Genomic DNA, 21,988 nt, shown 5'->3' with positions numbered 1-21,988 from the left:
AGGCTGTAGGTGGGTCTTTTTTTATACCACAATCCATATATTAAAACATCACCAGGGAGGAATCATTATGTCATTAGCTGAACTGTTTGTCATCGCCGTGGGGCTGTCCATGGACGCGTTTGCGGTATCTGTCTGTAAGGGCCTGGCCATGCCTAAAATGAACTGGAAGGGCGCCCTTTTGGTAGGGCTGTACTTCGGCGGTTTCCAGGCCGCCATGCCCCTTTTCGGATATTTCCTGGGCTCCAGCTTCAGCCTGGCCATACGGGCTTACGACCACTGGGTGGCCTTCATCCTGCTGTCTGTTATCGGCGCAAACATGGTAAAAGAATCCTTCAGCAAGGAAGATGAATGTCCCGACGCGGACCTGGATATTAAAAACATGGTGCTTCTGGCCATTGCCACCAGCATTGATGCCCTGGCAGTGGGCGTGACCTTTGCCTTCCTGAATGTTGACATTCTCCCCGCTGTATTCTTTATCGGAAGCGTCACCTTCCTTCTGTCCGTGGCAGGCGTAAAGGCCGGCAACGCATTTGGATGCCGCTATAAATCCAGAGCCGAGCTGGCAGGCGGTGCCATCCTCATCCTTATGGGATTCAAGATACTGCTGGAACACCTGGGAATTTTGTTCCGGTAAGGCATAAATAAGAATACGGAAATCCCCTCTCATCCCCTCATAAAGACAGCGGGACAGCGCTCTCTGAACACGCTGCCCCACCGTCTTTTATTTTATCATTTTCCTGTCTGAAATCCTGCTTCCGGGCTCAGAAACGTAAATCTTCCCGGTCTCAGATTCTGACGCCGCTGCTGTCCAGCTGGTAACCGTCAATGATGCGGTTTGTCTGCATCACTCCGTTTTCAGGGTCCATATAATACCACTGTCCCTTGTATTCCAGCCAGCCGGTCTTCATATAACCGTTCGTTCCGAAAAAATACCACTTGTCATTAATCATGGCCCAGGATGTAAGGTATTCATCCTGATACAGGTACCTCCAGCCGCCCATGTCCTTGTTCCACTTGCCCAGCAGGATGTTCCGGTAGTTGCCCATGTCCTCCTCGGGAAGGAGCATGTAATACCTGCTTTCCTTTTTATCCTGATAGCAGAACTCTACAATATAACATTGATCCAGGTAGTTGTAATCCCCCGCAACGGACCGTTCTTTTTCAACGGTCTCCGGCCGGATTACAGGGTAATGGGTTCCTTCCTTTAAGCCGTACACCGTACATTCCAGATACTTCTGGGTCTCGCCCCTATAGGTGACAAGATAATAATTCAGTGTCACTTCATTCAGGTCCACATCACTTTTGTCCTTTGTAACTGTGAACGTATCGTATTCCGATACCCTGTACCCAAGCAGATAGGACGAATATCCATCGTAAATCGTGGTCCTTCTGCTGTTAACATCCAAATGCAGGGTAACAGGCACCTCAGCCTTAAACGAAGCCGCTGCCTCTGAGACAAACGCAGCCGACACACTGAGCACTGCCGCCAGGACCAGCGCGCCTAACCGCTTAACAGACATATACCGTCTCATCCAGTACCCTCCTCTCAAACCTTTGGACTACTCATGATGACATCCAGGGTGAATTCCCGGCGCATCCGACAACCATTATTTTAATACAATCTTCTTGAAATTCTTCTTGCCGCGCTTAACGATCATGCCATCTCCAAACTGTTCCCTGGAGTATACGGCCTTGATATCCTTTACAGGATTTCCGTCCACGGACACACCGCCCTGTTCCACGTTCCTTCTGGCCTCAGAACGGGACGCTGCCAGGCCGGACTTGTTAAGGATGCTTAAAATATCAATGGTTCCCTCTGAGAAGTCCTCTTCTGTCAGTTCAAAAGCAGGCATATTTTCGGTGCTTGCCCCTGCTGCAAACAGAGCCCTGGCGCCTTCCTGCGCCTTTGATGCCTCTTCCTCGCCGTGCACCAGCTTTGTAAGCTCGAATGCCAGTATCTCCTTTGCCTGGTTTAACTGGCTGCCTTCCCACTTATCCATCTCGTCAATCTGCTCCAGAGGAAGGAAGGTAAGCATGCGCAGGCACTTAAGCACATCCGAATCCCCTACATTTCTCCAGTACTGGTAGAAATCAAAGGGGGATGTCTTCTCAGGATCCAGCCACACGGCGCCGGACTGTGTCTTGCCCATCTTCTTGCCCTCGGAGTTAAGGAGCAGGGTAATGGTCATTGCATGGGCATCCTTGCCCAGCTTACGGCGGATCAGTTCCGTTCCGCCCAGCATGTTGCTCCACTGGTCGTCACCGCCAAACTGCATGTTGCAGCCGTACCGTTTAAACAGCTCATAGAAGTCATAGCTCTGCATAATCATGTAGTTGAATTCCAGGAAGCTTAAGCCCTTCTCCATCCTCTGCTTGTAGCACTCTGCCCGCAGCATGTTGTTAACGGAAAAATGAGGTCCCACTTCCCTGAGGAATTCAATATAGTTAAGGCCCATGAGCCACTCCGCATTGTTGACCATCATGGCCTTTCCCTCTGAGAAATCAATGAAACGGCTCATCTGCTTTTTGAAGCAGTCACAGTTATGCCGGATGATTTCAGGGGTCATCATGGTGCGCATATCAGAACGTCCGGATGGGTCGCCAATCATACCCGTGCCTCCGCCAATCAGGGCAATAGGCTTGTTGCCTGCCATCTGAAGGCGCTTCATCAGACAGAGCGCCATGAAGTGGCCTACATGGAGGCTGTCAGCTGTGGGATCGAAGCCGATATAGAATACGGCCTTTCCCTCGTTGACCATTTTCTTAATTTCTTCTTCGTTGGTCACCTGGGCAATAAGGCCCCTGGCAACCAGTTCTTCGTAAATCTGCATGGTGATTCTCTCCTCTTCTTACTTTCTTTATTTTACCATACTTCTGCTTTCATGCAAGGGCTTGATTCTTACATTTTTAATACAGAGGCAGCAGAGGCGCAGGGCGTACCGCAGCCGCGGATTCCCCTTAACGAACTAAAAAAAGCCCCGCCCTTATCCAAAAGGACGAAGCCCTTAAGCCCCGTGTTACCACCTGATGTTCACAGACAGCTCGCGCTGCCCGCCTCTTCGAGTACCGCGTCAGGCTCTAAAGCCAACGCCCATATACTCTAGCACGATAACGGATGCAGGACCCGTCGCAGCCTACTAAGGCTGTTGTCTGCAACAGCGCCGTTGGGTGCGAAGCTCAGGGATGTATTCATGGCCTGCATTCCACGCGCCTCTCATCATCCGGCTGCTTTCTGTCTGTTCCTGCAGGCTACTACTTGTTCCCGTCATAGCCAATTCATGAAATTATGACCATTATAGACAGACTCTCCCGGTTTGTCAAGAGTCAATCCCGGAAACCTATACAATCCCGGGAATCGGACTTTTAGGAATCTTTTAGGAATCCGCGGAGAAATCGGCTCCTTTTGCCGTTTCCCCTCCCGGGCGGTGTGCAAAGGTAAGCACAAACACGGCTCCCAGTATCAGGGCAAATCCCAGAAAATCAGGCAGCGTAAACCGGGTTCCCAGCCAGAACACGGATATGACCACCGCGGATACCGGCTCCACGCTTCCCATGATGCTTCCCTTTAAGGGTCCAATCATGCTGACGCCCTGAAGGTACAGGCCAAATGCAATGGCAGTGCCCACCACCACCACGCCTGCCAGGGCTCCCACTATGCCCGCGTCCCATGCCACCCCATAGTTCCACGGCCGCACCACAGCTCCCATGGCAATCCCGCCAAAAAACATGCCGAATCCCAGCACCTGGTATATATCATACTTAAGTATCAGTCCTCCCGGTATGATGGTATAAATCATGGAGCTCACAGCTGCCAATAGACCCCAGAACAGGGCCTCCCCTGTGATGTGGAAGGAGTGAATGTCCCCGTGGGTGCCAATAACAAAGGTGCCAAACAGAGACAGACCAATGGCTGCCAGCTCAAGCCCCTTTGGAAGGCGCAGCTCCCGCATGCACACCACTGCCAGAATCAGGATGGGCGACAGGTACTGGAGCACGGTTGCCGTTCCCGCGTTGGATGCCTGGATTGCCATAAAATAGGTAAACTGGCAGAAGGTTATGCCGAAAATAGCAAATGCCAGCAAATGGATGGTATCACTCTTCTTCCGGAACACCCTCAGGTTATCCCTGCCGTGAAGCTTAAACCCGGCCAGAACCAGTATAATACCCGCAAAAAACAGCCTCACAGCCACCAGCCACGGGGCCTCGATTCCCTTCTGTTCAAATAAATACTGCCCGCAGCAGCCTGAAAATCCCCAGCAGGTTCCGCCTGCCAGGGCCATTATGGTTCCTGCTGTCTGTCTCTTATCATTCTTCATCTCACACGTTAATCTCCCGCACCAGTCATGTCTCTATTTATACTTGGAAAATGCCTTATTGTCAATATTTTCGTGGGATTCACTATTTACGAATCCGGTTTTCTATACTATAATGAAGCATTGAAATGTATCTTACACCGCAGTCCGGTGTTTACATAATGGGAGGACGAAGAAATGGGATTCACATTCATCAATAAGCTGCCTACGCCGGCAGAAATCCGGGAACAATTCCCGCTGGCCCCTGATCTGGCGGAAATCAAACATGCACGGGACGAGGAAATAAAAAAGGTATTTACCGGTGAGAGCGGCAAGTTTGTTGTCATCATCGGCCCCTGCTCAGCTGACAACGAGGAATCTGTATGTGATTACGCCGGACGCCTTGTGAAAGTCCAGGAAAAGACAAAGGACAAGCTAATCATCATTCCCCGGGTCTACACCAACAAGCCCAGAACCACCGGCGAGGGATATATGGGAATGATTCATCAGCCCGATCCTGAGAAACGGCCTGATATGTCCGAGGGAATACTGGCCATCCGCCATATGCACATGAGGGTGCTGCGGGAGACAGGTTTTTCCACCGCAGATGAAATGCTCTATCCTGAAAACATGAACTATCTCTCCGACATGATGTCCTATGTGGCGGTAGGCGCCCGTTCCGTGGAAAATCAGTTCCACCGGCTGGTGGCCAGCGGCTGCGATGTGCCCGTAGGCATGAAGAACCCCACCAGCGGAGACCTGACCGTTATGCTGAATTCCGTGGTGGCTGCACAGCTTCCCCACGACTTCATCTTCCGCGGCTTTGAAGTACAGTGCCCCGGCAATCCGCTGACCCACACCATCCTGCGCGGAGCCGTGAACAAGAGGGGCCAGTGCACCCCCAACTACCACTACGAAGACTTGAAGCTTTTATTTGACCTGTATAACAAGCGGGGACTGCAGAATCCGGCCTGTATCGTGGACACAAACCACGCCAACTCTAACAAGCAGTATCAGGAACAAATTCGCATTGCCAAAGAAGTGCTCCACAGCCGCCGTCACTCCGGAGATATAAGGAATCTGGTAAAGGGCCTCATGATTGAGAGCTATATTGAGCCCGGCAGCCAGAAAATCGGGGAACACTGCTACGGCAAATCCATCACCGATCCCTGTCTGGGATGGGATGATACGGAGCGGCTGCTGTACGAGATTGCGGATAATCTGGATTAGCACAATAACATGATTCAAACAAACAAAAACGAACAGCAAAAAGGGCTCTGCCATGCACAATCCGTCAGCATGGCAGAGCCCTTTTCTATTCCGTATTTCTGTTCTGGCAATCACTCTTTTATTTATGATTAAGCTTCAGGCTTTCGTTCCTAGCTGGCCAGCGCCGTAATCCCAAAATATGCCAGCACAATCACGCCCAGGATAATTCTGTAGTATCCAAAGAACTTAAAATCATGCTTGCGCACATAGCTCATAAGAAACCGGATGGAATAAATGGAGACCACAAAGGCAATCAGCATTCCCAGTATGGTGTAGAAAATCTGCGGTCCTGTAAATGCATTCCCCGCCAGGAAATACTTTACGATTTTCAACAAACTGGCTCCAAACATAACCGGAATTCCCAGGAAAAATGAAAACTCTGCCGCGGCAGCCCTGGAACAGCCCAAGACCATGGCGCCCAGAATGGTGGAACCGGAGCGGGAGGTTCCCGGTATCAAAGCCAGAAGCTGTACCATGCCAATGAGGAACGCTGTCTTGGCTGAAATCTGTCCCGCCTTGTTAAACCTGGGATTGGTGCACACGCTGCTGTTCTCAAGTACAATAAAAAGTACGCCGTACACAATCAGAGCCGCTGCCACCACATAGGCATTGAACAGATGGGCCTCCATCCAGTCATCCAGCAAAAGCCCCAGAATGGCTGCCGGAACACAGGCAATGATAATTTTAATCCACAGAGCCCAGGTGGCATCCTTCTGCCGGCTGGTCTTGGTGGGGCTGAAGGGATTCAGCTTATGAAAATACATAACCACCACGGCCAGGATGGCCCCTAACTGGATCACCACCAGGAATACGTCCTTAAACGCATCCGGCTGGTTCAGACGTATGATTTCATCCACCAGAATCATATGGCCCGTGCTGCTGATGGGAAGCCACTCCGTGAATCCCTCCACAATTCCCAGTACAATGATCTTTAACACTTCAACTAAACTCATAAATTCTCCTTACCGCAGACAGGCTCCATTCCCTGACGCCCTCGGCATCCCGCCCGTGCAGCCATCCTGCTGCAAGGGCCCCTGCCTGCTGTACATTTTATGTATTCTTATCTATCCCTATACCTGTTTTATACATTCTCAATCTGCCAGTCAACAGGCGTAAGGCCGTGCTCTGCTAAAAATGCATTGGTCTTGCTGAAAGGCCTGCTGCCGAAAAATCCCCTGGACGCTGACAAGGGACTTGGGTGGGGCGCCTCCAGGATTAAATGCCTGGGATTATTCAGCATTGCCTTCTTAGCCTGGGCCGGACGTCCCCATAAAATAAACACCATGGGCCTGTCCTGCTGGTTAAGAATGCTTATGGCTGCATCCGTAAACTTCTCCCACCCAATGTCCCGGTGGGAATTAGCCTGGTGGGCTCTCACCGTGAGCACTGTATTTAACAGCATGACACCCTGGTCAGCCCATTTTTTCAGGTAACCGTTATTCGGTATATAACACCCCAAATCGTCGTGAAGCTCCTGGTAAATATTCACCAATGAGGGAGGAATATCCACGTCCGGCTTTACCGAAAAACACAGGCCATGGGCCTGGCCATAATTGTGGTAAGGGTCCTGCCCCAGAATCACTGCCTTCACGTCTGCCAGCGGTGTAAAGGCAAACGCGTTGAAGATATCATCGGGTTCGGGAAACACCCTTTTGGTCTCATATTCATGCTTTACTGTCTTGTACAGTTCTTTATAATAGGGCTTCTTAAACTCGCTGCTCATGGGCCCCAGCCAGTCATTGGTAATAGCGGCCATATCCTGCTTCTCCTTTTCTTTCACGATATAAATTCACATTTTCATATTTTAGCATAGGAAACCGCAGGAAACAACGGATATCGACAAAATAATTAAGAAAGAGGGCCGGGAGCGCAGCCTGGTGAGGATGGATATAGGAGGGCAACGGTATCGAGATATGGGACAGAGGGCATGAGACAGGAGGATGGAGGAATGGAGGATGGGGCTTGCTGCTGTAACCTGCGGACGGGGCTTGCGGATGGGGGCTTTCGGATGGGGGCTTTCGGATGGGGGCTTTCGGCTTCATACGTCAGCCGGATCGCCCCATATGTCTCCACCCATGAAAAACAGGCACATGTTTCACTCTATTTACCATGCTACCCGTTCTGCTTCCGCCGTCAAAGCCTCCGGCCCCCGCGTTCCAGCCCTTCCGCTATATCCTTACGGCAATCCCTCTCTCCGACAGGTACTCCTTAAGGTCCCTTATTTCCAGTTCCTTATAATGAAACAAAGATGCGGCCAGGACAGCGTCCGCGCCGCCCTTTGTCAGCGCATCATAGAAATGTTCCTTATTCCCGGCGCCTCCCGAGGCAATGACAGGCACGGATACGTGGGAGGCTATGAGAGAAGTCAGTTCGTTGTCATATCCGTTCCTGGTTCCGTCGCAGTCCATGCTGGTGAGCAGTATCTCACCCGCTCCCAGACGGTCTGCCTCCATGGCCCACTCCAGGGCATCTATACCCACATCCACGCGCCCGCCGTGCTTATAGATGTTCCAGCCTTTTCCATCAGCCCTGTGCCTGGCATCTATGGCTACCACCACACATTGGCGGCCGAACTTGTCCGCCGCGTCGCTGATAAGACGCGGATTGTCGATGGCTGAGGAATTAATGGATATCTTATCCGCGCCCTCCCGGAGAAGCATGCGGAAATCTTCCACCGTGCGTATGCCGCCGCCCACAGTAAACGGGATGAAAACAGTCTCCGCCACCTTGCGCACCATATCCACCACAGTGCGGCGGTTGTCTGAGGATGCCGTGATATCCAGAAATACCAGTTCATCTGCCCCTGCCTTGTCATAAGCCGCGGCTATCTCCACCGGGTCCCCTGCGTCCCGCAGGTTCACAAAATTTACGCCTTTTACCACGCGTCCGTTGTTCACGTCCAGACATGGCATGATTCTTTTGGTAAACATATCGCCTCTCCTATCTCTTGTTTTAAATGGCATGGCGCTGTCCTGGCAACATTTTTTCAGACAGCGCGGGACTTTTACAGTCCGATAAAATTCTTAAGAATGGCAAGGCCCACCTTCCCGCTTTTCTCCGGGTGGAACTGGCATGCAAACACATTTCCCCGTTCAACAGAAGCGTGGATTATGGTGCTGTACTCTGTGGAAGCCGCCACAACGGACTCGTCCTCTGCTTTCAAATAATAGGAATGGACAAAGTAAACATAGGCTCCGTCTTCAATCCCATGAAACAGCTTTGCCTCCGGCCTTATCTTCAGTGAATTCCAGCCCATATGCGGAATTTTAAGTCCGGGATGTTCCGGTATCTTAAGTATCTTTCCCGGAAGAATGCCCAGACCGGCAGCCCCATGGCGCTCCTCACTGCCGGCAAATAAAAGCTGCAGCCCCAGGCATATACCCAGAAATGGAGTTCCCTGGTCCACTGTCTCGCAAATCACATCCACAAGATCATACTGCTTCAGCTTTCCCATGGCATCGCCAAAGGATCCCACCCCGGGCAGAATGACCTTGTCCGCTTTGAGTATCGTTTTCCTGTCCCTGGTTATGACAGGCGTTTCTCCCAGTGAAAGCAGGGCTTTTTCCACACTGCGCAGGTTTCCTGCGTCATAATCAATAATAGCAATCATACATTCAACCTCGTTCCTATGATTTAATATTTTAGCATTGTAACGTGATAAAGGCAACTTTTTTTTATAATCGCTTGAATATCAGATGATTGCCAACGGGACCTCTTGGAATGTAATTGACCGGCTGATATTAACAAGGCATGGTAGTGATAAAGTAATTCTGATATTCTTCTCAGTCCTCTGCCAGGCCGCGGATAAAGGCAACGGAATCTGCCTGGATTCCCGCGGCCCGCTCTCCCATTTCTTTGGGCATTTGGTAAAACGTTTCATGTATCCTGTAAAACACGGATTTCTGATTGAAAAAACCAATCTTCTCAAATGGCCAGCGCATGACGGTAGGCGTCTTAAACCCCTCTCCCAGTTCCAGGATAACCAGTCTGCGGTTCAGAGTCCCTGTCTGCCATTTCTTGTATGCCTCCCACCTGGGCAGGTAGCCTTCCTCTATATAAGTCTCTGCATCAACCGTATTGCCTGTCAGGGGAGCCTTGCAGTGAGGGCAGATATCATCCGGCACCTCCCCCTCTTCCCATATATCCTTGGTACAGGCCTTGGAACACTGCCTCCAATGAATATTTCCGCAGGGAGCGACCACCCGCCCGCTGTCAAAATCCGTGTCATAGACAGCTCCATCCGTCACAGTGGTAACCACGTAATAATCCTTGTCCCTGACCAGACTCCACAGGGCCGCGTAAGCTTCCCGAAGCTCCTCCTGAGCCTGGTCTCCCAGACAGCGCTGGCGCACATCTCTACCGTCGTCCCTTAATTTCCATTCCCCTCCGATGCCTATAAGTACCTTTTCCGCGCCGGACAGCGCCTCTGACAACTCCTTCTTCTGCTGGTCCATATCCGCTCTTCACTCCTGTCTTTCGTAAGGCTGCCCATGAACCCAAGTGTCTCTGACATTCCACTTCGGGCCCGGCGCCGTCTTATGCTATCATACCATAAAACATGGCTTGCTTCAACGCTGCCTAATCCCGGATGGCCGGATGATGCCTTGACCGCCATATGTCCTCCCGGCAGACTGCTCTTCCCGGTTGCATTTTCGCCGGACCTGCTATAAAATATAGAAAGCAAATACAGAAAAAGGAGCCTGCCAAACGGCAGACCGGACCTGGACTCCGGCCTGGCAGCGCAGGCGAAGAGGTGAAGCATCATCATGAAATCAGCACAAGACCTGAGAAGATTACTGGAATCCATTGACCGGAAGGGGTATCCGGCCTATAAAGATACGCGGGGTTCCTATGACTTTACGGATTATGTACTTTCCATCGACCATGTACAGGGGGACCCCTTTGCATCCCCTTCCAAATTAAGTGTATTTATTCCGCTTCAGAGGGCCGCCTACCCCAGCGGATATTTTGACGCCCCCCACAAGCAGACTGCCCTGGAAGATTATCTGGTCAGGCAGTTCTGCCAGGAAATCGCCAAGTACAATTTTAAAGCAAAAGGTTCCGGCAAAAGCGGCCTGATTGCCACCAGCAATCCTGGGCCTGAGATTCTGAGCCGGACAGCCTGCGAATGCAGCACTAAGGGTATAACGGCACGCTTTGAGGCAGGTTTTCCTGCCAATGGCAGGACCATTAATTCCGGCGAACTGATTAAGATCCTGTTTGACTTCCTGCCGCGGTGTGTCAAAACCGTATTCTATTATAAAAACAGGCCTGCCCGGGAGGTAAAGGCCGTGTCAGACCTGGCGGAAGACCAGCATTTTATCCGATGTGAACTGGAACGCCTGGGACTGGTCTCCTTTGTGGCAGACGGCGCCATCCTTCCCAGGGAAAGCGGCATTTCCAGCCGGCCCATGAAAGGCAGCGTGCCCTTCCAGTCACCGGATTCCCTCAAAATGGAATTAAACCTTCCCCATCACGGCAGAATCACCGGCATGGGACTTCACCGGGGCATTACCCTAATTGTGGGCGGCGGATATCATGGCAAATCCACCCTGTTAAAGGCACTGGAGTCCGGCGTCTACAACCATGTGGCCGGAGATGGGCGGGAATATGTTATTACTGATTCCACTGCCATGAAGCTGCGGGCAGAGGACGGCAGAAGCGTTCAGAATGTAGACATTTCCCTGTTTATCAACGACCTGCCCAACAAAAAAGACACTCACTGCTTCTCCACTGAGGATGCCAGCGGCAGCACCTCCCAGGCAGCCGCTGTCATCGAAGGGATTGAGGCCGGAAGCCGTGTCTTTCTGATTGACGAGGATACCTCCGCCACCAACTTCATGGTCAGGGATGATCTGATGCAGAAAATCATCAGCCGGGCCCAGGAGCCCATTACCCCATTCATTGAGAGGGCCAGGGATTTGTATGAAAAATCAGGCATTTCAACTGTTATGGTGGCAGGAAGTTCAGGCGCTTATTTCTATATTGCAGATACCATCCTCCAGATGGACTGCTATGAACCGCTGGACATCACGGATAAGACCAAGACCTTCTGTTCCGCCTACGGCGTTGAGCCCATCACCTCTGCCCCCGGCTTTCTTCTTCCGTCCGGGGAACGCAGGCTGATAAGCAATAAAGTCGGTTCCCAGGCTGTATCGGGAAATTTTGCTGCCGCAAACAGGGGTAATTACAGAGGCAGGGGGACCCTCGGCGGAGGCCGTGACGAACGCATTAAGGTTAAGGTATATGGAAAAGATTCCCTGCAAATCGGCAAATCCCCTGTGGACCTGCGGTTCGTGGAGCAGCTCATTGACGCTGAACAGACCAGCACTCTGGCACAGATGCTGCGCTACTGTGTGGAACACCAGCTGCTTGAACGGTATACGGTAAGGGATACGGTCTCCATGCTGCTTAAGGAGATACAGAAGGGCGGGCTGGCCGCCGTGGGCGACAGCTCCTACACAGCCTGCGGCCTCTCTATGCCGAGGATCCAGGAGATATACGCCTGCATCAACCGCTACCGCAATTAATCCCCGGAAAAATCAATACCTTGGTTTTATTAAAAACAGCGCTTCCTCTGCCTGTAATGGCAGCGGGCGCTGTTTCCTTTCCTTCGCTACTGTTTCTATTTTCTTCGTCTGTTTCCTCTAATATTCCTTTCCATTCAGAATCTCCAGATAGTCCTTCAGGTTCTTCTCCAACAGTGAGGGCGTGTCCAGGTTATATGGACATTTTCCCTTGCACTGGTTGCAGTGGAGGCACTGTTCAATCTTCTTCATTTTCTCCTGCGCGTCCGGCGTCAGCCAGGCCGCGGAAGGAGCCCTGCGTATCATAAGGGACATCCTGGCACAGTTATTGATTTCAATGCCCACGGGACATGGCATACAGTATCCGCAGCCTCTGCAGAATTCTCCCAGGAGTTCTTTCCTGTCCTTATCAATCAGCGCCCTTATCTCATCTGTCATCTCAGGCGGATTTCCCACATAAGACAGGAATTCATCCAGCTCCCGTTCTCTCTGAACACCCCAGATTGGAAGCACATTGTCAAACTGGGCTAAATATGCGTAGGCTGCCCGTGAATTATTGATAAGACCGCCGGATAATGCCTTCATGGCAATGAACCCCATGCCTGCTTCCCTGCACTGTTCCACCAGTTCCAGGTCCTTATCCGTGGCCAGATAACAGAATGGAAACTGCAGCGTCTCATAAATGCCTGAATCAATTGCCTCCATGGCCACTGACAGCCTGTGGTTGGTGATTCCTATGTGGCGTACCTTGCCCTGCTCCTTAGCCTCCAGCACGGCTTCATACAGTCCTGTGCCGTCTCCTGGCTTTGGACAGAAGGAAGGATTATGGAATTGATAGAGGTCCACATGGTCTGTCCTCAGGTTTTTCAGGGAAATCTCCAGGTCCTCCCGGAATTTCTCTGCTGTCTTTGCTGCTGTCTTGGTTGCGATGAACACCTTATCACGTATTCCCTCAAGCGCGGCTCCCAACTTTTCCTCGCTGTCCGTATAGTTCCTGGCTGTGTCAAAAAATGTGATACCGCCTTCATACGCCTTTTTTATCAGATATACCGCATCCTCCACCGGTATCCTCTGGATAGGAAGGGCCCCAAACCCATTCTTGTTCACAGTTATACCTGTTTTCCCCAAAGTGACTTCCGCCATCTTATGTACCTCCTTCAAGCCTGCTGTTTTTTATCATTCTACCATAAAACAGCTGCCATCTACAACATGAGGACTCAAACAAGCATAAAAACTAAGAAAAAAATAAGAACGCGTATTTTACAGGCGTTCTTATCTTTGCATGGAATTACCGTGTATACAGGATTACGTGTCTCATGCACTGAGAGTCACGTCCCCTCCTGCCAGCATTTCTTTTAAATCATCCATGGTCATGTCACGTTCCTTTAACATATCGCTGACCACCTTAAATTCCTCCAGCTGGATATGTTCCATAAGTACCTTTTCCTTTTCTCTCATGGTTTCCAGACAGCTTTCATACTGTGCTATGGATGCTTGTACATCCGCCAGCTCTCCCTGCAGTTTTTCAACCGGTGACTTTCTTACTCCCCGTGCCATATCATGCGCTCCTTTTCTTTTTGATAAAATCTGGTCTGAATCTGCTTCCGGGTATCAGATCGGAGGACAGGTCCATTTATTACCAGTATATGTAACCAAATTTCAAAATATACATAAGCTGTTTAAATTCCTCAGTGGGATCAAGCCAGCCGGCCCGTGGCAGGGGCAGGTAAGACTCTGGGTAAGACTCTGCTTCCAACTACTCGTCTTTTGGAAATATTTGTGGTATAATAGCTCCATGTGCCGCTATACTGCCGGAAAGGAAGTTACTACCAGCCGATACCAGGGATATGACAGATGAGGGATTCGCATTATGGTATCAGGACCAGATGGATTTAAAATAAAACCAGTAAATAGCACCAGGAGGTCACTATGTTTAAAGACTACGAACATCACGCACAGTATTACGAGACAGACCAGATGGGCTGTGTGCACCATTCCAACTACATCCGCTGGATGGAGGAAGCAAGGGTAAACCTTATGGAACAAATGGGCTGCGGATATAAGGCCATGGAAGCATCCGGCATCATGAGCCCGGTTCTGGAGGTACACTGCCAGTACAGGTCCATGGTACGTTTTGATGACCATGTGAAAATACATGTATGGGTAAAGGAATATAACGCCATACGCATGACCCTTGCGTATGAGATGCGCGATACGGCCACCGGTGAACTCAAAACCACAGGTGAGAGCAGGCATTGTTTCCTGGATACGGAAGGCAGACCCGTATCCCTAAAACGTTCCTACCCCCAGTGGGACACCGCATTCCGCAATGCGGTCCGGGCACAGAATGCCCGGCAATGATAACAACCATAAACACTGCGGTTATGTGAACGGATGATCCCCATCTGAATATATGATTATTACAAAGACAGGAAGGCTGACTAGTTTATGACAAAACCAAATAATATCCGAATATTGGTAATATCCATTTTATGTGCAATATCTCTTTTGCTGGGAGGATGCGCGGATTCATCCCCCTCTCCTTCACCTGACAAGGATTTCTCCGTAACGATGCCATCCGGGTCCGGACTGGCTGTGCATTTTATTGATGTGGGCCAGGGCGATAGTATACTGGCCGAATCAGACGGACACTACATGCTTATTGACGCAGGTGAAAATGACCAGGCCGGCACCGTAGTCTCTTATCTAAAAGCAGAGGGAGTGACAAAACTGGATTATGTGATTGGCACCCATCCTCATTCCGACCATATCGGCGGCCTGGACAAGATTATTGATACCTTTCCCGTGGACAAGGTCCTCCTGCCCCCTGTGGAACATACCACCAGGACCTTTGAGGACGTACTGGACTCCATTGCCTCCAGAGGACTTAAAATCACCAAACCCGCTCCCGGAGATTCCTATGATTTGGGAAACGCGTCCTTCACCATACTTTCCCCGGTAAAAGACTACGGCAACGACCTGAACAACTGGTCCGTGGGAATCCGCCTTACCTATGGCGATAATAGCTTTGTCATGTGCGGTGACGCGGAGAACCAGGCTGAAGAAGATATTGTAAACAGCGGCGCCGTGCTGAAAGCAGATGTTCTGAAGGCAGGTCATCACGGCAGCAGCACCTCCACCAGTGACGCATTTCTGAAAAAAGTGTCTCCCTCCTGGGTGGTAATCCAGTGCGGGAAAGGCAACTCTTACGGCCATCCCCATAAGGAAACCATGGAAAAGCTTAAGAAGGCGGGCTGCCAGATACTGCGCACGGATGAGGAGGGGACCATTACCGCATTCAGTGACGGCAAGACAATTACATGGAGCACCGGCAGCGGAACGTTCAGCGGCAGCAATAATGCCGGCAATAGCTCCGCTCTCTCAAGCTATGTTATTAATACAAACACAGGCAGGTTCCACCGCCCCGACTGTGCCTCTGCCACCCAGATGAAGCCTGAGAACCGAAAGGATGTAACAGCATCCAGGGATGAACTGGTGCAGGAGGGATATGAACCCTGTAAACAGTGCAAACCTTAAACCAAACGCAATATGAGACATTCTGTAAATACTGTCTCTTACCCCACCCCCACAGAAAGGATTCCCTATATGAAATATATCATCGACCGGCTGGAAGAGGGTCTGGCCATATGTGAAACCGAATTAAGGAAACGCATCTCCGTTCCCGTCAGCCATCTTCCAAAGGGTATTAAGGAAGGCGACGTGTTAAGAGAAGAGGAAGGCAGGTTTTCCCTGGATTCTGAAGAAACAGATAAAAGACGGCGTGAAATGAAGAAGAAGCTTATGGATTTATTTGAGTAAAATCAAAAAATGATAAACGGCTGCGGACCCGCGTTGACTGTGCCAATGCGGATCCGCTTTTCCTGTCATTTTTCCTGTCATACTTCTGCCGGTTCATCCTGCCCTTACCTGTTATCCGGCTATATCATCTTCCCGTCCTGGTCAAACTGATATTCCTTTCCATCGATTACGCAGGTCCCGACGGCCATCTTCCCGTCTGTTCCCAGATAGTAGAGAGAACCATTTTCCCCATACCATCCGGTCCGCATGTTTCCGTCACCGTCAAAACAGTACCATACGCCGTCAATCTGCTTCCAGCATCCAATCAGCCGGGTTCCGTCCTCACAGATATAGTTCCACTGTGCCCCATTCCGGCACCAGCCCGAAGTGCCGGAAGCTTCCCCTGCCCCGGAAATTTCCCGGATTGCAGCCTGAGCCTGTGTCTGGTCCTGTGTTTGAGCCTGTGTCTGTGTTTTGGTCTGTGTCTGAGTCTTGGTCCGGGTACTTTCCCCGCCTCCTGCATAGGGACACACTCCATTGGGATGCAGGTGTGCCGGATAACCTCCGCAGTGGTAATGATAGCTTCCCAGCCCGCTGGCATTCTTATTATCCCGGTGGCCTCCGCTGGCATCTGTTCTGCCTGAATGGGCCTGGGCCTCCATTACCCACGGGGCCTGTCCCGTCATTCCGGCGCCTCCGGCCAGAAGCACTCCACTCATGACCACTGCAAGCCATACCCTCACTGTCCGTTTCATCTCATTACCTCCCGATTTCAATTTTAACTCTATTTTACCATGTTTCCGTCTGTGTGTAACATCATATTTCAGCATCTTTCCAGAGGATTTTCTCATTTTCAGTCCGTTTCCGGCATAAAAAAGTGATGGAAGCACTTGCACGTTTTTCCCAATGATGATACCATAAGAAACATATGTAATGAATTCAAATAGTTTGGAGGTTTTTAAGATGGAACTAATCATACCTAAGGATTACGATCCCCATCTCTCCATACGGGAGACGCAGGACGCAATCAAATACATACGCGACACCTTCCAGAAGGAAATGGGCAGGGAGATGCACCTTGAACGTATCTCCGCTCCCCTGTTCGTGGAAAAGAGCAGCGGACTTAATGATAACTTGAACGGCACCGAACGCCCTGTTTCCTTTGACATGCCGGGGCTTCCCGGTGAAACCCTGGAGGTGGTGCACTCACTGGCAAAATGGAAACGTATGGCCTTAAAGGAATACGGCTTTAAACCCGGCGAGGGCCTCTACACCAACATGAACGCCATCCGCAGGGATGAGCAACTGGATAACCTTCACTCCTGTTATGTGGACCAGTGGGACTGGGAGCGTGTCATTACTAAGGAACAGCGCAGCCTGGACACCTTAAAGGATACGGTGCGGGAGATCTTCAAGATCATCAAGCACATGCAGCATGAGGTGTGGTATAAATACCCGGAGGCTGTTAAACACCTGCCAAAGGATATCTACTTTATCACCAGCCAGGAGCTGGAGGACCTGTATCCTGATAATACTCCTAAGGAAAGGGAAAACCTGATTACCAGGGAGCACGGCTGCGTGTTCCTGATGCAGATAGGCGACAAACTGGCCAGCGGCAGGCCTCATGACGGACGTGCGCCCGACTATGACGACTGGAAGCTGAACGGCGATATCCTGTTCTGGTTTGAGCATTTGCAGTGCGCCCTGGAAATCTCCAGCATGGGTATCCGTGTGGATGAGGCTGCCCTGGAAGACCAGCTGAAGAAGGCAGGATGTGAAGACCGCCGCAGCCTGCCCTATCATAAAATGCTTTTAAACGGTGAACTTCCCTACACCATTGGCGGCGGTATCGGACAGTCACGTCTGTGCATGCTGCTTTTGGACCGCGCCCATATCGGTGAAGTACAGGCCAGTATCTGGCCCGGAAAAATGCGCGATATCTGCGCAGAAAACAAGATTTATCTGCTGTAGCCATTGGCTGGGAGCGTATTATGGAATCGAATATCTCAATCTTTTTTATCATCGAAATAATCGGTACCGTGGCCTTTGCGTCATCCGGTGCCCTGGTAGCCATCAAACAGCGGCTGGATTTGTTGGGAGTGGTGGTCCTTGGCGTCACCACTGCCGTTGGCGGCGGAATGCTTCGTGACATCATACTGGGGATCGTACCGCCCAGCCTGTTCATGAACCCGGTTTACGTGTACACGGCCTTTCTCACGGCCATGGTGCTCTTTATCCTGGTCTGGCTGAACCAGCAGATACTGGAAAGCCGGTATATCTCGGCCTATGAGAAGATGATGAACCTGTTTGATGCGGTCGGACTGGGAGCATTCACAGTGACAGGCATCAACACCGCGGGGACAGCAGGTTACGGGGAATATCATTTCCTTTCCATCTTTCTGGGCGTCCTTACAGGCGTGGGCGGCGGTATCCTGCGGGATATACTGGCAGGCCAGTCCCCTTATATCCTGCGCAAGCATGTATACGCTTCTGCCTCCATTGCCGGGGCCGTGTGCTATGTCTGCCTTAACGGCTGGCTCTCCAGGGACGCCTCCATGATATTAAGCGCAATTCTGGTGGTGCTCATCCGCCTTCTGGCGACGAAGTACAACTGGAACCTTCCCACAGCATACCATACCAGAAACAAATAAATGAAAAAGGCCCAGGCCCAATCATTGTACGAACCAATGTACGGATGATTACGGCCTGGACTCTTTTGTCACGCGCTTGTGCGGCTCACCTCTGCTGCTGTAAATACTTCGTAATGCTTCTTTGGAATATCTTCATGCTGCTGTCCACATTCCTGTTTTCCATGAGTATCTTTGATACTTCCCCGTCCGCCAGGCTCATGACCTGCTCATACTGCTGGAATTTGGGCTCTATGACTCCATTTTCAATTACATTGTAAAGCAGGCTGCTGTTGATGACCTGCTCTCCCTCATCCATGTCCTCCTGTATGATGGCAGCCGCCCGGGCGGAGCCGGTAACGCTTTTGAGCACAGACACCCCCTGGGAATACCGGAATATATCCATCTGCATCTCCTCATTTCCGGTCAGCTGTTTCAGAAACTCCCATGCCAGCTTTTCATGCTTTGTATTGCTGTTGATTCCCATGAGAAGGGAATCGACCCTGGAACGGTTCTCCCCTTCCTTGCCCGCGGGAAATGTGATGCAGTCCCACTGGAACTTGGTGTATTTCTTAATTCTGTAAGGATATGTCTTATAGGTCCTGTACTCCGCAAAGGTCAGCGGCATGAAAGCCACGTTCCCCTTGTTGAAATCCTCCTGAGTCACACTCTGTCCCTGATTAAGGTCGTTGAGGCGCTTCATGTATTTGATGGCATCCAGGACATGGGAGTCTGTAAAGGGCAGTTGCTGCTGGTCCCCGTCATAAAATCTTCCCCCGCTGGTGTAAACCGCGTTTCTCCAGCTGTAATTATAGGTCCCGAACTGGTCCAGCAGTCCATCTCCGTTTACATCCTTTGTTATCTTCCGGCAGATTTCATACATGTCGTCCCAGGTCCAGTCCTCCCCCGGCACCTCAATCTGCTCTTTGGCCAGAAGAGACTTATTGACAAACAAAAGAACGGGAACTGTTTCATACGGAAGGGCGCACTGGTGTCCTTCGTACTTTCCCGCATCCAGGGCAGTGGTGAAAAAATCATTCCGGTCAACCCCGGCGTCATGCTCAATGAGCTCGTCCAGGTTTTTCAGGACTCCCAGGGACGAATACAGGTTGAAATCCGAATCAGGCACCATAAACACGTCCGGCATCTTTCCCTCTAAAAGCTTTCTGGCGCACCACTCCGAGTAATCCTCCTTGCTGATTCCGCTGTAGTAATGTATCTTCACCCCGGGATGCTCCTCCTCGAACCTTGCGATAGCCTTGTCCATGATGACAAAGCTGCTGGCGCTGGCCACATCCCAGTTGCTTCCCGTAAACATGCCGAATTCCAGGACAATCTCCTTCTCATGGTACTTATATACACATCCAAGTAAGCCCACAAGAAGGAGCACGAAAGCTCCCGCCCCCAGTGTCCATTTCCATCCTTTCATCCCAATTTCATCCTTCCTTCTGCCAACATCTTGTCATCCCCCTGCCCGCGTACTTCGGCACGGTCAAATCTCAGGTGCCCAGCCGCTTTCTTACGTTGGTCTGGACAGCCCAGATTGCCAGCTGGGTGCGGTCCCTCAAATCCAGCTTGTTCAGTATGGTGCTGAGATAATTGCGCACCGTTCCCTCTGACAGCTTAAGGGCTTCCGCTATCTCCCTGTTGCTGGCCCCCTTTTCCACCTGGGCTATGATTTTCCATTCTGTCTTTGTGAGCTCGTCCACATTCTTATCACCCACAAGTATGGTGTAATCCGCCTGGGCCATCTGCGAAAACAGCCTCAGCACCTTGGTGGCAATATCCGGGTTGATCATAGCCCATCCATTGTACACCGTGGTGATGGCATTGGCCAGTTCATCCATGGACACACCCTTTAACAGATATCCGCTGGCGCCATATTTCAGGGCATTGTAGACGTACTCGTCATCGTCAAACGTGGTAAGTATAATAATTTTAATCTGAGGATAATTTTCCTTGATAATTTTCGTGCACTGCACGCCGTCCAGCTTTGGCATCCGTATGTCCATCAGTATGACATCGGGTTTGTTCTTCCTCACACTGCGGATGACCTCCTGCCCGTTGGAGGCCACATCCGTAACCATTATATCCGGCCTGCTGTTGAGCACAATCTGCAGGCTCTGGCGAATCAATTCCTGATCGTCGGCAATCAATACTTTAATCATAAGTCTCCCCCCACCGGATTGGTATTCTTGCATTTACAGTAAATCCGTCGCTTCCGTCAAATGTAACAACGCCGCTCAGCATCTTAATCCTCTCCTTCATATGCTTTGTTCCGAATCCGCTCTTTATCTCCTTACATCCGATTCCGTTGTCCCTTATCTGCAGAAGGATGTCCGTATCCTCCTTCTTTATGGTAATCCAGATCTGACTGGCATGGCCATGGCGCAGGGCGTTTGTGATTCCCTCCTGAATCACCCGGTAAATGGCGTTTTCCTCGTCCTCGTCAAATTTCAGGTTCTTTACCTGGCAGTCAAAATACACCCTTGCGCCGGACACAGCGTTCATGTCCGATACCATCTTGCTGATGGCGTATTCCAGGCTGAATCGCTCCAGGGCGTCCGGGCGCAGCTGGCTGACCGATCGCCGTATCTCCTTAATGCCGTCCCTTGTGACCTTGGAAATAAGCTCCAGCTGGTCCTTTGTCTGCTGGGGCGATGTGCCTATGGTGGCCAGACAGGCGTCTATACCCGCGGCGATTCCGGTCAGGGTATGGCCCAGGGTATCATGAATTTCCCTGGCCAGACGGTTCCTCTCCCGTGTCTCTGCCATCTTCTCCGCCATCACGGAATACTCCTGAAGCTGCTCATTCACGTCCTGAAGCTGCTCGTTGAGGGCGTGTATCTCGTCCAGATTTCCCTGCTGCTGGTTGATGATGTTCACACAGTACACCACGAACATGATTACATTCAGGGATACCAGGATATTATAGCAGCTGAGCAGATACTGCTGGGTGGATGCATTGTAAAATGAGATATAATCCTGTATGGAATACAGGCGGTAGGAAATGGAAAGCAGTTCGTAATCAGCCAGGATGAAGCTGCCGATTGCCACTGCCGCCAGAAAATACCTGGATTTCCCGTTCTTGGCATAGAGAATTACATTGGAAAACACCAGCAGCAGAATTCCGTTGTAATTAAAATTCAAAAGTATGATGATGGCAAAACAAATGGCAAAATCAGCCACAAGGCTAAAAAGAATCACCTTGCTGTTGTCCGGAAACAGCCGGTCCCGCACAAACATGCTGCCTGCCAAAAGAGCCAGAAGAAGGGCGCAGATCCAGATGTTCCGGTAAGGGTACCAGACAATGGCCTGGATGCCGCTTAAAAACTCCCTGGCAACATAGCTGCGCCGTATATTTTCAATTGTGGCATATATAAATATGCTGAGTCCCATTACGGATACCACATTAAGCGCCAGAATTCCCAGCTGCAGGATGCGTACCCGCCTGTTATCCATATTCGTATCCATC

Annotated in this window: 22 protein-coding genes; 8 read left to right on the top strand and 14 right to left on the bottom strand. The window is 50.8% G+C overall.

Features of this window, described 5'->3' with window-relative positions; genetic code table 11:
- Positions 1-67: 67 nt before the first annotated feature.
- Positions 68-634, top strand: coding sequence for a manganese efflux pump MntP (locus LA360_RS26505; RefSeq protein WP_002588419.1), 567 nt, complete (start codon positions 68-70; stop codon positions 632-634).
- Between the two features lie 151 nt (positions 635-785).
- Here LA360_RS26505 and LA360_RS26500 read toward each other — a convergent pair whose 3' ends face one another.
- From LA360_RS26500 to LA360_RS26490, 3 genes are all read right to left on the bottom strand, one after another.
- Complete coding sequence (locus LA360_RS26500; protein ID WP_002588418.1) at positions 786-1,532, bottom strand: PspC-like choline-binding domain-containing protein; 747 nt, start codon at positions 1,530-1,532, stop codon at positions 786-788.
- 75 nt (positions 1,533-1,607) lie between these two features.
- Positions 1,608-2,831 carry a tyrosine--tRNA ligase gene (gene tyrS / locus LA360_RS26495; protein WP_002588417.1) on the bottom strand — a complete coding sequence of 408 codons (1,224 nt, stop codon included), beginning with the start codon at positions 2,829-2,831 and terminating at the stop codon, positions 1,608-1,610.
- Between the two features lie 543 nt (positions 2,832-3,374).
- Positions 3,375-4,316, bottom strand: a complete 942-nt coding sequence (locus LA360_RS26490; RefSeq protein ID WP_174713927.1) for an EamA family transporter — start codon at positions 4,314-4,316, stop codon at positions 3,375-3,377.
- Positions 4,317-4,490: 174 nt separating this feature from the next.
- On the opposite strand from LA360_RS26490, the gene LA360_RS26485 reads away from it, so the two are divergent.
- The gene (locus tag LA360_RS26485) at positions 4,491-5,522 is read left to right on the top strand and encodes a 3-deoxy-7-phosphoheptulonate synthase (RefSeq protein ID WP_112482441.1); all 1,032 of its coding nucleotides are present in this window, start codon (positions 4,491-4,493) and stop codon (positions 5,520-5,522) included.
- Between the two features lie 149 nt (positions 5,523-5,671).
- Here LA360_RS26485 and LA360_RS26480 read toward each other — a convergent pair whose 3' ends face one another.
- The 5 genes from LA360_RS26480 to LA360_RS26460 all read right to left on the bottom strand — a co-directional run bounded on the left by LA360_RS26480 (position 5,672) and on the right by LA360_RS26460 (position 10,015).
- Positions 5,672-6,514 (bottom strand): undecaprenyl-diphosphate phosphatase, encoded by an 843-nt coding sequence (locus tag LA360_RS26480; RefSeq protein ID WP_089774801.1) that lies wholly within the window; start codon positions 6,512-6,514, stop codon positions 5,672-5,674.
- 128 nt (positions 6,515-6,642) lie between these two features.
- Positions 6,643-7,317: a uracil-DNA glycosylase gene (locus tag LA360_RS26475; protein WP_002588413.1), complete on the bottom strand. Its 675-nt coding sequence runs from the start codon at positions 7,315-7,317 to the stop codon at positions 6,643-6,645.
- 412 nt (positions 7,318-7,729) lie between these two features.
- Positions 7,730-8,491 (bottom strand): imidazole glycerol phosphate synthase subunit HisF, encoded by a 762-nt coding sequence (gene hisF, locus LA360_RS26470; protein ID WP_112482439.1) that lies wholly within the window; start codon positions 8,489-8,491, stop codon positions 7,730-7,732.
- Between the two features lie 74 nt (positions 8,492-8,565).
- Positions 8,566-9,171 carry an imidazole glycerol phosphate synthase subunit HisH gene (hisH, locus tag LA360_RS26465; protein ID WP_065548166.1) on the bottom strand — a complete coding sequence of 202 codons (606 nt, stop codon included), beginning with the start codon at positions 9,169-9,171 and terminating at the stop codon, positions 8,566-8,568.
- Between the two features lie 172 nt (positions 9,172-9,343).
- Positions 9,344-10,015, bottom strand: a complete 672-nt coding sequence (locus tag LA360_RS26460) for a hypothetical protein (RefSeq protein WP_065548167.1) — start codon at positions 10,013-10,015, stop codon at positions 9,344-9,346.
- Between the two features lie 312 nt (positions 10,016-10,327).
- On the opposite strand from LA360_RS26460, the gene LA360_RS26455 reads away from it, so the two are divergent.
- Entirely contained in the window at positions 10,328-12,091 is a 1,764-nt protein-coding gene (locus LA360_RS26455) for an ABC-ATPase domain-containing protein (RefSeq protein ID WP_112482437.1), read from the top strand.
- 117 nt (positions 12,092-12,208) lie between these two features.
- On the opposite strand, the gene LA360_RS26450 is transcribed toward LA360_RS26455, so the two are convergent.
- Both LA360_RS26450 and LA360_RS26445 read right to left on the bottom strand, forming a co-directional pair.
- Positions 12,209-13,231 (bottom strand): aldo/keto reductase, encoded by a 1,023-nt coding sequence (locus LA360_RS26450; protein WP_002588408.1) that lies wholly within the window; start codon positions 13,229-13,231, stop codon positions 12,209-12,211.
- Between the two features lie 171 nt (positions 13,232-13,402).
- On the bottom strand, positions 13,403-13,645 hold the full coding sequence (locus LA360_RS26445) for a hypothetical protein (RefSeq protein ID WP_002588407.1): 243 nt from the start codon (positions 13,643-13,645) through the stop codon (positions 13,403-13,405).
- Positions 13,646-14,017: 372 nt separating this feature from the next.
- Between LA360_RS26445 and LA360_RS26440 the strand changes: the two genes are divergently transcribed.
- The 3 genes from LA360_RS26440 (at position 14,018) to LA360_RS26430 (ending at position 15,907) form a co-directional block, all read left to right on the top strand.
- On the top strand, positions 14,018-14,449 hold the full coding sequence (locus LA360_RS26440; protein ID WP_002588406.1) for an acyl-CoA thioesterase: 432 nt from the start codon (positions 14,018-14,020) through the stop codon (positions 14,447-14,449).
- An 87-nt stretch (positions 14,450-14,536) separates the two neighbouring features.
- Complete coding sequence (locus tag LA360_RS26435) at positions 14,537-15,625, top strand: ComEC/Rec2 family competence protein (RefSeq protein WP_002588405.1); 1,089 nt, start codon at positions 14,537-14,539, stop codon at positions 15,623-15,625.
- 69 nt (positions 15,626-15,694) lie between these two features.
- On the top strand, positions 15,695-15,907 hold the full coding sequence (locus LA360_RS26430; protein ID WP_002588404.1) for a DUF3006 domain-containing protein: 213 nt from the start codon (positions 15,695-15,697) through the stop codon (positions 15,905-15,907).
- Between the two features lie 119 nt (positions 15,908-16,026).
- Here the strand turns inward: LA360_RS26430 and LA360_RS26425 are convergent, their stop codons facing one another.
- Positions 16,027-16,641 (bottom strand): YHYH domain-containing protein, encoded by a 615-nt coding sequence (locus LA360_RS26425; protein WP_112482603.1) that lies wholly within the window; start codon positions 16,639-16,641, stop codon positions 16,027-16,029.
- A gap of 208 nt (positions 16,642-16,849) precedes the next feature.
- Here LA360_RS26425 and asnA point away from each other — a divergent pair, with 208 nt between their 5' ends.
- Positions 16,850-17,857: an aspartate--ammonia ligase gene (asnA, locus tag LA360_RS26420; protein ID WP_112482435.1), complete on the top strand. Its 1,008-nt coding sequence runs from the start codon at positions 16,850-16,852 to the stop codon at positions 17,855-17,857.
- A gap of 20 nt (positions 17,858-17,877) precedes the next feature.
- Complete coding sequence (locus LA360_RS26415) at positions 17,878-18,537, top strand: trimeric intracellular cation channel family protein (RefSeq protein WP_002588401.1); 660 nt, start codon at positions 17,878-17,880, stop codon at positions 18,535-18,537.
- Positions 18,538-18,622: 85 nt separating this feature from the next.
- Here LA360_RS26415 and LA360_RS26410 read toward each other — a convergent pair whose 3' ends face one another.
- The 3 genes from LA360_RS26410 to LA360_RS26400 all read right to left on the bottom strand — a co-directional run bounded on the left by LA360_RS26410 (position 18,623) and on the right by LA360_RS26400 (position 21,987).
- Positions 18,623-19,942: an ABC transporter substrate-binding protein gene (locus LA360_RS26410; RefSeq protein WP_112482432.1), complete on the bottom strand. Its 1,320-nt coding sequence runs from the start codon at positions 19,940-19,942 to the stop codon at positions 18,623-18,625.
- 70 nt (positions 19,943-20,012) lie between these two features.
- Positions 20,013-20,681 (bottom strand): response regulator transcription factor, encoded by a 669-nt coding sequence (locus LA360_RS26405; protein WP_002588399.1) that lies wholly within the window; start codon positions 20,679-20,681, stop codon positions 20,013-20,015.
- A complete protein-coding gene (locus tag LA360_RS26400; protein ID WP_112482430.1) occupies positions 20,674-21,987 on the bottom strand; it encodes a sensor histidine kinase in 1,314 nt (437 codons plus the stop codon). The genes LA360_RS26405 and LA360_RS26400 overlap by 8 nt, the downstream gene beginning before the upstream one ends.
- Position 21,988: the final 1 nt, after the last annotated feature.

The sequence above is a fragment of the Enterocloster clostridioformis genome, from assembly GCF_020297485.1.
GTDB classification, from domain to species: domain Bacteria; phylum Bacillota; class Clostridia; order Lachnospirales; family Lachnospiraceae; genus Enterocloster; species Enterocloster clostridioformis.
The sequence above is the reverse complement of the archived record's forward strand: the minus strand, read 5'-3'. Positions and strand labels throughout refer to the sequence as shown.